10 protein-coding genes are annotated in these 11,637 nt (G+C 43.2%); 4 read left to right on the top strand and 6 right to left on the bottom strand.

Annotated features, from left to right (window positions below; translation table 11 throughout):
- Positions 1 to 560 (bottom strand): biotin/lipoyl-binding protein (locus tag QZ735_RS17690; RefSeq protein WP_294251319.1); only part of this gene is annotated, 560 nt, incomplete at its 3' end.
- A gap of 12 nt (positions 561 to 572) precedes the next feature.
- Entirely contained in the window at positions 573 to 2,237 is a 1,665-nt protein-coding gene (locus tag QZ735_RS17685; RefSeq protein WP_294251316.1) for a peptidase domain-containing ABC transporter, read from the bottom strand.
- Positions 2,238 to 2,627: 390 nt separating this feature from the next.
- Here QZ735_RS17685 and sucC point away from each other — a divergent pair, with 390 nt between their 5' ends.
- The 3 genes from sucC (at position 2,628) to QZ735_RS17670 (ending at position 6,805) form a co-directional block, all read left to right on the top strand.
- Entirely contained in the window at positions 2,628 to 3,818 is a 1,191-nt protein-coding gene (gene sucC, locus QZ735_RS17680) for an ADP-forming succinate--CoA ligase subunit beta (protein WP_294251313.1), read from the top strand.
- A gap of 131 nt (positions 3,819 to 3,949) precedes the next feature.
- Positions 3,950 to 4,435 (top strand): hypothetical protein, encoded by a 486-nt coding sequence (locus QZ735_RS17675; RefSeq protein ID WP_294251308.1) that lies wholly within the window; start codon positions 3,950 to 3,952, stop codon positions 4,433 to 4,435.
- 168 nt (positions 4,436 to 4,603) lie between these two features.
- A complete protein-coding gene (locus QZ735_RS17670) occupies positions 4,604 to 6,805 on the top strand; it encodes a reprolysin-like metallopeptidase (protein ID WP_294251306.1) in 2,202 nt (733 codons plus the stop codon).
- Between the two features lie 145 nt (positions 6,806 to 6,950).
- On the opposite strand, the gene QZ735_RS17665 is transcribed toward QZ735_RS17670, so the two are convergent.
- Positions 6,951 to 7,835 (bottom strand): mechanosensitive ion channel domain-containing protein, encoded by an 885-nt coding sequence (locus QZ735_RS17665; protein WP_294251304.1) that lies wholly within the window; start codon positions 7,833 to 7,835, stop codon positions 6,951 to 6,953.
- A 100-nt stretch (positions 7,836 to 7,935) separates the two neighbouring features.
- Here QZ735_RS17665 and QZ735_RS17660 point away from each other — a divergent pair, with 100 nt between their 5' ends.
- Positions 7,936 to 8,571: a peroxiredoxin gene (locus QZ735_RS17660; RefSeq protein WP_294251302.1), complete on the top strand. Its 636-nt coding sequence runs from the start codon at positions 7,936 to 7,938 to the stop codon at positions 8,569 to 8,571.
- 103 nt (positions 8,572 to 8,674) lie between these two features.
- Here the strand turns inward: QZ735_RS17660 and QZ735_RS17655 are convergent, their stop codons facing one another.
- The 3 genes from QZ735_RS17655 to QZ735_RS17645 form a co-directional block, all read right to left on the bottom strand.
- On the bottom strand, positions 8,675 to 9,265 hold the full coding sequence (locus QZ735_RS17655) for a hypothetical protein (RefSeq protein ID WP_294251300.1): 591 nt from the start codon (positions 9,263 to 9,265) through the stop codon (positions 8,675 to 8,677).
- A 150-nt stretch (positions 9,266 to 9,415) separates the two neighbouring features.
- A complete protein-coding gene (locus QZ735_RS17650; RefSeq protein ID WP_294251297.1) occupies positions 9,416 to 9,931 on the bottom strand; it encodes a hypothetical protein in 516 nt (171 codons plus the stop codon).
- A gap of 92 nt (positions 9,932 to 10,023) precedes the next feature.
- Positions 10,024 to 11,637 (bottom strand): TonB-dependent siderophore receptor (locus tag QZ735_RS17645; protein ID WP_294251293.1); only part of this gene is annotated, 1,614 nt, incomplete at its 5' end.

Raw genomic sequence — 11,637 nt, 5'->3', positions numbered from 1 at the left:
GAAACCAAACCTTCGTCATACATTTTTTTCTGCCTGGCAAACTGGTCTTCCGAAAGCTTCAGCTCGTTTTTTGCCGCCTCAAGCTCGGCCTCTTCACCGGTAAGCTTGTTGTTGAGCTGGCTTATCTTTATTTTCAGCTGGTTCAGCTTTAGTTCCCGTGCAGCATTTAAGGCCTGTAACTGGTTATTTGTTGTCCCTACCTTGGCTTCATAATAATCTCTTACACCCTTTTTTGCCTGCACCTGTTCTTCTGTACGCTGCACCAGAAGCGGATCCAGGTAATCCTCTTTAATTTCTGATAACTGCAGTAAAGTATCACCCTTTTTTACATAATCCCCATTTTTTACATTCCATTTGATGATCCTTCCGGGGATCGGCGAGTTCAGCTGCTGGGGACGCTGCTCCTGATAAAGCGAGCTCACATTTCCCTTTATTTTGATGTTCTGTGTCCATGGCAGGAAAAGCGTGATGACACCTGCCAGCAGGATGAAGAAAAACCATCTCTTTACCTTGGATTTTTTATGGATGCGGTATATTTTATCGAATGACTGTAGTTTCATTTTTCTGAATTTTTAGGAAATAACCTTTACGGTCCCGTTATCAAGATGAAGGTGTTGGTCTGCGCCCGCAATCAGGTATGTATCGGAGGAAACGATAACTACCGTAGCGCTTTTTTTAATTTCATGAAGATGCTGAAGAAGCTTTCGCTGGAATGCTTCCGGCATTCCGGCCATCGGGTTTTCCAGCAGGATGAGCCTTTTTTCGCCCAAAAGCGTACGGAGCAGCAATATCTTTTTCCGGGAGCTGAAGGTGATCTCAGAATCTGTTTCGCTGATATCGGTATAAAAACCATTGCTGAAAAGGTGGGAAATGTTTTCAATGCCTATCTTTTCAGAAACATGCAGGATACTTTCAGTATCACTCCGGGAATTCCCGAGTAAGATGTTTTCCAGTACGGTTCCCTGGATCACCTTCATGTTTTCGAGATACAATCCGACCTGCGATCTGAAGAGCTGTTTATTTAAATTTTTAAGCGGGATCTTATCAAAGAGAATGGCACCTGACGCCGGCTCGTAAAAACCGGCAAGCATATTCAGGAGAAGCGATTTTCCGGCTCCTGTATTTCCCGTAATGACGTTAAGGCTGTTGGATTTTATCTTGAAATTCAGATCGCCCAAGATCGGGTTGGCATCCTGAAACGCAAAATGAACGTCTTTACATTCCACTTCGGTTCCATTTGATTTCTGGGATAGCTGGATATCTCCTTCGGTTTCCTCTTTCAGTTCGGTAACTTTCGTCAGCTTTGCATAGGAGGCAATCACATCGTAATAGCTTTCCAGGCTTATGATGAGCTTTTCTACGGCAGCCATAATGCTGAGCACCACAATTTCGGTGGCAATGAACGCTCCGATATTCAGCTGCTGATCGAGCATCAGATAAGTCCCGATAACGAGCATAACCAGTGTGATGATCACTTTAAAGGCGATAATGGTCTTGTACTGGAACATCAGGACCTTGAAGTGGGAAGTCCTGTGATCAAGGTATTCCGATACCCGCTCATCCGTTCCCTGGAGGTGGGTCTCGTTTTCAGAATGCATTTTAAATGTTTTTACCGAGCCGGCAATGTCTTCGATCCATGCTGCGGTATCATATTTTTTATCGCTTTCTTCAATACTGGATTTGATACCGCTCTCCATGGTGTATCGGAAAATAACCGCTACAGAAAGTACAACCAGGCCTCCGAATGCAAGAAACCATACATGATAAAAGGAAAGCAGCAGGATCCCGAAAACAATCTGTATGAGCGCCGTGGGGATTTCCAGGAGTATTTTTGAAATGCCCTTCTGTAGGTTCTGCACATCAAAAAAACGGTTCACCAGCTCCGGGAGATAGTATTTCCTCGATGAAGACAGGTCTACTTTGGGCAGCTTTTCAGTAAAAGCCATGGAAAATTCAACGAAGATCTTCTGCTGGATTTTTTCAATGATCTGGAGTACTTTCAGCCGGAAATGCCCGACGAAAAAAGTTCCGAGAACCACAAAAAAAATCAGGAGGTAAATGGAGGTGACCATCGTTGCCCCCATCACAAAGCTGATGATGGACTGTATTCCCAGAGGAATGCTCAGGGATACCAATCCGTTGAGGATCGCATAAAAATAAATATTGGTAACATCTTTTTTTTCTTTGGTGATGTATTTCAGGAGTTTTATCCCGTATTCATTTGCTGTTGCCGCCATTTTATTTATATAAGTAAGAATGATTTTACATAGCATTTTCAGGGCCGTTGGGAGACGCCCTGATTTTTATCCTATTAATAACCGGTATTGTGTCTGGTGAAGATCGCCGCAGACAGAATTTTTATTCTGTTATTTTGGCAGATACAAAGATAAACGATGAGATCATTACTACCACAAAATAAAATTAGAATGCCATTAAAATCTGATTAGAATAGTAGACTTATTCTGTCGGAAAGCTTATTTCCGGGACCTTGGTCCGGAAAAATCGGGATCAGAATATCAGCAGGGTTTCCCCTTCGGCTAAAAGTTCCGCAAATTTCTTTTTAAAGCTTGTTCATTTTTATTAAATTTGTCAACCTTTAACTATTAAAATAAAATAATAAAAATAATATGAATCTTCACGAGTATCAATCAAAAGAGATTTTATCAAAGTATGGAGTGGCTATCCAACGCGGTTTCGTAGCAAACAACGTAGACGAAGCTGTAGCGGCTGCTGAAAAACTGACGGCTGAAACCGGTGCTCAGGGATGGGTGGTGAAGGCGCAGATCCACGCCGGCGGACGTGGTAAAGGAGGCGGTGTAAAGTTCTCTCCAAACATGGATAAGCTTAAGGAAAACGCTCAGAACATCATCGGAATGCAGCTGATCACGCCGCAGACTTCTGCTGAAGGGAAAAAAGTAAATTCCGTTTTGGTTGCAGAAGATGTGTATTATCCGGGAGAAACGGAAACAAAGGAATTTTATGTTTCCATCCTTTTAGACAGGGCCGAAGGTAAAAATACCGTAGTATATTCTACCGAAGGAGGAATGGATATCGAGCATGTGGCTGAAGTAACGCCGCACCTGATCCACAAGGAAATCATTGACCCTACCTTAGGGCTGCAGGGATTCCAGGCCAGAAAAATCGCTTTCAACTTAGGCCTTGAAGGAAATGCTTTCAAAGAATTCACGAAATTCATCACTTCTTTATACAACGCTTACACGGGAATCGATGCTTCTCTTTTCGAAATCAATCCTGTGCTGAAAACTTCCGATAACAAAATTATCGCGGTAGATGCTAAAGTAACTTTGGATGACAACTCATTGTTCCGTCACAAAGATTTAGCGGAACTCAGAGATACGAGAGAAGAGGATCCGATGGACGTTGAAGCGGGCGAAGCCGGTCTTAACTTCGTAAAACTGGACGGTAACGTAGCATGTATGGTAAACGGAGCCGGTCTGGCGATGGCCACTATGGATATCATCAAATTATCAGGCGGTAACCCGGCTAACTTCCTTGACGTGGGTGGTACAGCCGATGCTGCAAGAGTACAGACCGCTTTCGGAATCATCTTAAGAGATCCGAACGTAAAAGCAATCCTGATCAACATCTTCGGTGGTATCGTAAGATGCGACAGGGTAGCGCAGGGCGTGGTAGATGCTTACAAAGCAATGGGAAGCCTTCCTGTTCCTCTGATCGTAAGACTTCAGGGAACCAACGCCGTTGAAGCGAAAAAGTTAATTGACGAGTCAGGTCTTCCTGTACACTCCGCAATTACTTTGGAAGAAGCGGCTAACAAAGTAAAAGAAGTTTTAGCATAAGCTTGAACTTTAAGCTATACAGAAACCGTTTCGTTTTGAAACGGTTTTTTTTATTATTTTTATTGGAAGATAGCATTGTGCTGCCATCGTTGATGGCCATTGTGCCTCTATAAAAAAATAAGCTTTATACCATGAATAATATCCAAATACCCAACCCCTGTTCTGAAGACTGGGAATCAATGCTTCCTCAGGAAGAAGGAAGGTTCTGCTCTGCCTGCAGCAAGTGCGTAATAGATTTTACCCGGAAAACACCACCCGAAATCCGGCAGATTTTAGAGGAAAGAAAAAATGAAGAGACCTGTGGCAGGTTTTACACGATACAGCTGGATCCCGTTCAGGATTCCGGAAGAGCCGGGAACGCCTTTTTCAGGTATCTGTCTTCTACTGCAGGTAACAGCAGGCTTGCTTTAGGCGTATTTTCTTTCGTTCTTTTCCTGACGAGCTGTTTAAAAAAGCAGGAGAGTTACAGAACTGCCGGTCTGGTTGTTTCTAAAAAAGAACAGGACAGTCTCCCTAAGAAGGATATAATCATTGGAGAAACAGTAATCCGGGAGGATACCGTAAAGATGCCGGGTAAGGACAGTACACGCTCTGCCACAAAAATACCGGCAGAATAATTCGGCAAAAATATTTGATTAAAATCAATAAATTTCGGCTGAAATTATTAATTTTACCCAAATGAGGGATGAAGGGATGTATTTTATATATTCCTTCTTTTTTTTTATTGATAAATTGTGAATTATTACATTGATGCATGTTAACCTATCACTTAATATAATGGATTTATGAAAAAAACTTTTATTGTTTCCTGCTTGCTGATGGCAGCACAGGGCTTTGCGCAACAGAATTACTGGTCCAGGCTTAAAGACAATACCGCAGTGAACCGGGAAAATCTTGCTCCCAGGTGGACAACTCCAAACACTTTTCTGCTTTATCAGCTGGATATTGAAAAGCTTAAAGCTGACCTTAAGAAAGCACCGCAGCGGTTTTCGGGAAGTGAAAGCCTGATGGTGAAATTTCCCGGTTCAGATGGAAATATCAGGAACTATATCGTACAGGAGGCCTCAGTAATGGAGCCTGCCTTACAGGCGGAATTTCCGGAAATCAGATCGTATATAGGCTGGGAGAAAAGCCATCCTGAAAATACCATCCGTTTCAGTGTTACCCCGTCAACAGGAATCAGCGTAATGTATTTTGATAACTGGGAGATCAGCTATCTGGACAGCTATACCAAAGACAATTCCTCTTTCATTCTCTACAAAAGAAGCGATCTTCCGAAGAATGACCGCCTTTTTGAATGCGCGGTTGAAGATGAAATTGATCACCTGAAAAACAGCGGGTCTGCCGGTAAGGCGCCCCTGGTTTCCGACGGGCAGTTCCGGACATACAGGCTGGCTTTATCTGCTACCGGTGAGTATACAGCATTTCACGGCGGTACGGTTGCAGCTGCCATGAATGCAATGGCCACCACCATGACCCGGGTCAACGGGATCTATGAGAAAACCATCTCTACTACTATGGTCATGATTGCCAATAACAGCAATATCGTTTATACCAATGCAGCTACTGATCCTTTCACCAATGGTGATCCCGGGGAAATGATCGACGAAAACCAGGTGAACACCGATCAGGTGATCGGTTCCGGGAATTATGATATCGGGCATGTCTTCGGGACCAACAGCGGCGGTCTTGCCGGGCTGGGGGTTGTCTGTGTCGCCGGAAACAAAGCTTCGGGAGTTACAGGATCCGGAGCTCCCGTAGGAGATCCTTTCGATATCGACTATGTGGCGCATGAAATCGGCCACCAGTTCGGGGCAAACCATTCCTTCAGGGCCGCTACAGGCTCGTGTGCCGGAAATGCCAACAACGGTACCGCATATGAGCCGGGGAGCGGAAGCACCATTATGGCCTATGCCGGTATCTGCGGCTCCAATAACAATGTACAGAACAACAGTGATGCGTATTTTCATGCGGCCAATGTTCTGGAGATGTATGCGGTGATACAACGTGGAACAGACTGTTCAGTAAAAACGTCAAACAATAATACCGTACCTACGGCAGATGCAGGACCGGATTACATCATCCCGAAAGGAACCGCTTTCGTACTGACCGGTACCGGCACCGACCCGAACGGAGATCCGCTGACTTATCTGTGGGAACAGTACAACAATAATAACAATACGCAGCCGCCGGTTGCCACAGCCACGGTAGGACCTGTTTACCGCTCAAGGATTCCCACTTCATCGCCGTCAAGATACTTCCCGGTACTGAGTTCAGTGGTAGCCAATAACCTTGTTCCGAAATGGGAAGTTACCCCGGGTGTCGCCAGAAGCCTGAGTTTCTCCCTTGTCGTTAATGATAACAAGGCATCAGGAAACCAGGCAGCAAGAGACGTTATGGTGGTTACCGTTACCAATGACGGACCTTTTACCGTGACTTCACAGGCTTCAAATACTTCCTATACGGGAAATACTTCTGTTCCGGTAACCTGGAATGTGGCAGGTACCAATACAGGCACCATCAATACCCAGAATGTGAGTATCCTGCTTTCCAAAAACGGAGGCCAGACTTTTGATACGGTACTGGCGGCAAGTGTTCCGAATACCGGCTCAGCCAATGTCACACTGCCTAATGAAAACGTATCATCTGCCAGAATTATGGTAAAAGCAGTCAACAATATTTATTACGCATTAAATTCATCTGCCTTTTCCATTTCACAGAATGCATTGTCTACAGCAGAGGCATCTGTAAAAAGTTTTTCAATGTATCCCAACCCGGCTCACGATGTCGTTCACATCAGCCTGAAAAATGCTTCACAGAAAGCGGAATATACCTTGTATGATGCTTCCGGAAGATTAATCAGCAACGGTGATTTCAAAGGGGAAACAGAGCTGAGAGTACATGATCTGGTGAACGGAAATTATATCGTTTCCATTATTCTTGAAAGCGGTGAAAAGATTTCGGAAAAACTGATCATCAAAAAGTAAAAAAATTATTGTCCTTAACAAAAAAAGCAGTCTCATACGAGGCTGCTTTTATTTTTACTGCTCCTGATCGGTAATACTATAAAAAACCTGCTTTCTGTTTATTCCTATTCAGCTGATGGGTGTTGCAGATCCGGAAGAAAACAGATTATTGCTGATTGTTAGCCAGTGCTGATGCGCTTCCGTCTGCAATGCTGATGCTGGTAGGCGTTACCAGCTGAATGCCGCTTTGATCCAGTTTTTCTTTGATCTTGAGAAACGCTTTGCTCTTGAGGACTCCCATATTGGCACCGACAGCCATCCAGAATTTTACCTGTAGGGTGAATACCCCTTGTTTCAGGTCTGTAAAGATCACTTCGGATGTATCCGGACGGTCGATATCATTCAGTTCTGTGAGGATTTCAGAAGCAATGACACGGGCTTTGTTAATGTCCTGATCCGCCGGTATCTCAAAATTAAGGATGATTTTCCGTTGGGGTGATGCGCTGATGTTGGAAAAAGGAGCATTGAAGATTACCTGGTTTGGGATATACACTTTTTTTCCGTCGTCACTGATGATTTTGGTAGTCAGGAAACCGATTTCCATAACGGTTCCCGAATTATTCCCGATTGAAATATAGTCACCTACTTTAAAGGCTTTGTCAATGCTGATAAGCATTCCCGAAAAAATACTGGAAACCAGGTCTTTCAATGCGACCCCGGCAATAACCCCGGCAACTCCCAGACTTCCGATAAATTTCCATAAGAAGCCGCTGAAACCCATGATCTCCAGGGTAATAAACGTTCCGATGATCATGATCAGCGCTCTGAAAATACTGATCATGGTTACCAGCGAACTTTCTTTTTTGCTTTTAGGGAAAAACTTATGAAACAGTTTTACAGCAGCTACACTGAAGTATTTGCTGGTAAGCAGGAAAAAAGAAAATACCAGAATGCCCACAATAAGTTTGGGGGTAAGCTGGGCAAATTTAATGTACCAGTTTTCAAGTACACGGTAGACCACATCAATATAATTCTGACTGACTTTCTGCATGAAAAGAAATTTTTTTTAAATAAAGATATAATTTTTCAACAAATATTTTGCCAGTATCATAAACTCTACTAAATTTGTAGACTAATAAGAACAAAATATTATGTCAATTAAACTAGGAGATACGGCACCGGACTTTCAGGCGGAAACGTCTTTGGGAGATCTTAGATTTTATGAATACCTGGGTGATTCCTGGGGAATTCTTTTTTCTCATCCTGCAGATTATACACCGGTCTGCACCACGGAATTGGGCTACACTTCAAAGCTTAAATCGGAATTTGAAAAAAGAGGGACGAAAGTGATTGCTTTAAGCGTAGATGGAGTAGAAGATCACCAGAACTGGATCAGGGATATCAATGAAACCCAGGAAACGGAAGTGCAGTTTCCCATTATTGCAGATAAGGACAGGAAGATTTCCGAACTCTATGATTTCATTCATCCAAACGCTTCTGCAACCGCAACGGTGCGTTCTTTACTGATCATTGATCCTGAAAAGAAAGTACGCCTGATCATTACCTATCCTGCTTCAACAGGGAGGAACTTCAATGAAATCCTAAGGGTTCTGGATTCTCTGCAGCTGGTGGATTCCCATAAAATTGCCACTCCGGTAAACTGGCAGGATGGGGATGACGTCATTGTGCCGCCTTCGGTTTCTACGGAAGATGCCAGAAAGATTTTCCCGAAAGGCGTAACCGAAGTAAAGCCGTATCTGAGATATACGCCTCAACCGAATACATGATTTATTTGATTTTTTATAGTTTAGTTTTAATTTGAAAAGCGCATCGGAAATTTTTCCGATGCGCTTTCTTTTGTAAAAATATATGTGAGTGTGAAGTGATTGCTTATTTTACGTCGTTAACAACTTCTCTTCCTTTTGAAGTAGGAATAAAGATGCTGAAGCCAACATTGAAAGTGATGTTTGAGTTAAGGCCTTCGCTTCCGAATCCTGCCTGCCCCTGGTATTTTACCAGACCTTCAACACCGATGTTAGGTGTAATGAAGTAAGAATATCCAGGACCTACACCGAAATCAAGACCGCTGGTAGAAATTCCGTTTTCAACAGAAGCTCCCCCAACCCCTAAATTTCCTTCGAAGAACCAACGTCCGTGGTTTAACAGGTTATCTACTCCTTTTTCTCCCGGAGAAAGATAATAACGGCCTAAACCTCCTACTGCATAATCAAATCTGGTAGGGCTTCCATTGGTTACCTTGCTGAATCCCAGGTTTACATATCCACCCACTGCTACGTTATCTTCAACAAAGTAAGCTGCTTTAGGCTGTAAAGCAATGTTATATCCGCCACCGGTATTCAAACCGAAGTTGCTGGATAAGATGCTGCTTCCTACCATCCAGTTCCCTCTTTGAATCTGAGCGTTTGCAGTTGTAGCCAAACCTGCTACAGCCAGTATTCCTGATAAAATTAATTTTTTCATAATTTATAATTTAATAGTTAATGCTTATCATTTGAGCTTTCAAAAAACAATAAATGTGCCATACTCTTCCTTGTTTGGTGAATTCAGGGAATAAAAATCTAATATTCAAGCAGGTTTTTCGGGATTTCGTGGTATAGTAAGAGGCCCTGTTTATACCATCAGCAAAATCAATGCTAACACAAGACCGGCTGCCGTATATACCATGCCGCGTTTGAAAGCTTTGCTTTTCGGATTGAACATCCAGAAGCTGGAGATGACAAAAAAGAACAGGGCAATCCCGAAAAAAGCATTCAGCGGGGAAAGCGTTTCTTTAGACTGTGATTTGTGAAGTTTGGTCATCTTATCCAGAACGAAAGGCAGTTCTTTTTTCCTGTATTTTGCTTCTCCGGTTGCCGTATTATAGGTGCCCTGTTTAAATATCAGAACCGGCCCTTCCGTTTTTTTTACTTCAAGGTTCTTGATCTTCAGTTCTTTCCCCAGGTCTTTTTCAGAAAGGTTTTTGGCAATGACCTGGTCATATTTTTTTTCATTTTTAAGGAAATCGGTATCCCTGTAAATCAGCAGGACGCCGCTTACCGCATACACCGCCATAATTCCGGCCAGGAAATATCCCAGATAGCGGTGGGTAACCCGCATGAAACTCCGGGTGTCTTTAATCTTATCCATATCGTATCGTTTATTTTTGTTTTAAAAGTTCAAAAGTGAAAGCCGTAAAAATACAGCTCTCACTTGATGTAAAATAGCCTTGAAGTCTTTTCTTACAGTTTATAAGTCAGGGTTACATAATAATTCCTCGGCATAACAGGGTTGACGGAGTAATTTTCGTGAACATTGTAGTTGACAACATCAAATACATTTCCCGCTTTACCCTGTACCATGAATTTTTTCCATTGGTATCCGATGCTCAGATCTAAGGTGGTAAACCCCTCCACATCAATCATCCGGGTCACCTGTTTCTGGCCTTTTACGTCATTCCATCCGGCCTTTCTGTCTCCCGTATAAAAGGCTGTGGCTCCTATAACAAGACCTTTGGCAAAGTCATCAAAGGTGTAAAAAACCGATGCATTGGCAGTAACGGCAGGAGTCCTTACCAGTCTCTGGTCTTCTATAAAGCCGTCATCCGGGGTTTTCGTATATACCGCATTATTATAAGAAACCCCGCCGATCAGCGAAAGGTTTTTGGAAGGGTTTCCGGTAAGATCCAGCTCGACTCCACGGCTTCTTACGGCGCCCGCGTAAATTCTGAGCGTTGTATCACCGGAAGGATTATTGATCGGCTGGGTATAGGTATTGTTGTTATTGATCTGATAAACGGATAGGTTTACAGCAACCGCATCGTTCCAGAAATTCTTTTTGATACCTATTTCATACTGGTCTACTACGGAAGGATCCAGGGCGGCTCTTGAGTAAAAATCAAATCCTGTATTAGGAACGAATGAATTGGTATAGGTAGCAAACAAGGATAGGTTTTCATTCGGAGCATATACCAGTCCTACTTTAGGTGAAAAAGCATGGTTCTTGGTTTCAGCACTGGCAGCAGGGACTTTAGTTCCCGGAATAAATATGTTATCTGCAGACTCTCCGTTGGTGAGGTAGGAATAGCGGAGACCGGCCAGCAATTTTATGGATTTGGTAAGTTCTATAAAATCCTGTACATATACTCCGAAGCGCCGGGTAGGGATTCTCCTTCTGTATGATCGGTCAGCAACAGGCTGTAAAGCTTCATTGCTCCAGGTTGCAGGATTATTCAGAATCAGTTCGCCAAAGTCTCCGGACTGGATATTGTAGGTGTAGTTATCTGCCTGGCTGTAATCGCCGTCTGTACCGATAAGCATTTTATGGTTTATTTTGCCGGTCTTAAATTCTCCGTTGAGGTTAATCTGCAATGAAGTATAATTCTGCTCGTTGTATGTCCTGCCTACGCTTCTTTTCCATTTCGGGCTCATGTTGTTTTTGGAAGAATTGTAGGTCCACTGAATCCTCTCCGTGGAAAAATAATCCTTGGTATAGTTCTGATAGGAGGCTACTGCGTTTAAAGTCCAACTGTTGCTGAATTTATGATTGAGAATAACATCTGTACTGGCCTGCTGGTTGGTCTGGTACTGCCACCCGGCTCCCAGAAACTGATTCCTGCTGATTTCCGTAGCCAGTCTGGAAATACCTGTAGCTTCATCGGTAACGCTTCCGATACCGAAATCAGGCGTGAATTCGTGGTGAAGATAATCTCCTTCTACGATAAGCTGCGTATTTTCCCCTATATTAAACACAAAAGACGGATTGAAATAATGCTTTTTGGATTGTACCAGGTCTCTGAAGCTTTCCGCATATTCATAGGTGCCGTTCATCCGGAAAGCAATATTTTTGCTGAGCGG

The organism is uncultured Chryseobacterium sp., from assembly GCF_913776365.1.
GTDB lineage: Bacteria > Bacteroidota > Bacteroidia > Flavobacteriales > Weeksellaceae > Chryseobacterium.
This window is presented reverse-complemented; position numbering and strand designations above follow the sequence as displayed.

What these genes read in the sequence shown, in the direction of transcription:
- QZ735_RS17655 (WP_294251300.1), bottom strand. Translation starts at nt 9,265, where the DNA reads ATGAAAAAATTAATTTTATCAGGAATACTGGCTGTAGCAGGTTTGGCT.
- QZ735_RS17670 (WP_294251306.1), top strand. Translation starts at nt 4,604, where the DNA reads ATGAAAAAAACTTTTATTGTTTCCTGCTTGCTGATGGCAGCACAGGGC.
- QZ735_RS17675 (WP_294251308.1), top strand. Translation starts at nt 3,950, where the DNA reads ATGAATAATATCCAAATACCCAACCCCTGTTCTGAAGACTGGGAATCA.
- QZ735_RS17685 (WP_294251316.1), bottom strand. Translation starts at nt 2,237, where the DNA reads ATGGCGGCAACAGCAAATGAATACGGGATAAAACTCCTGAAATACATC.
- QZ735_RS17660 (WP_294251302.1), top strand. Translation starts at nt 7,936, where the DNA reads ATGTCAATTAAACTAGGAGATACGGCACCGGACTTTCAGGCGGAAACG.
- QZ735_RS17650 (WP_294251297.1), bottom strand. Translation starts at nt 9,931, where the DNA reads ATGGATAAGATTAAAGACACCCGGAGTTTCATGCGGGTTACCCACCGC.
- QZ735_RS17665 (WP_294251304.1), bottom strand. Translation starts at nt 7,835, where the DNA reads ATGCAGAAAGTCAGTCAGAATTATATTGATGTGGTCTACCGTGTACTT.
- sucC (WP_294251313.1), top strand. Translation starts at nt 2,628, where the DNA reads ATGAATCTTCACGAGTATCAATCAAAAGAGATTTTATCAAAGTATGGA.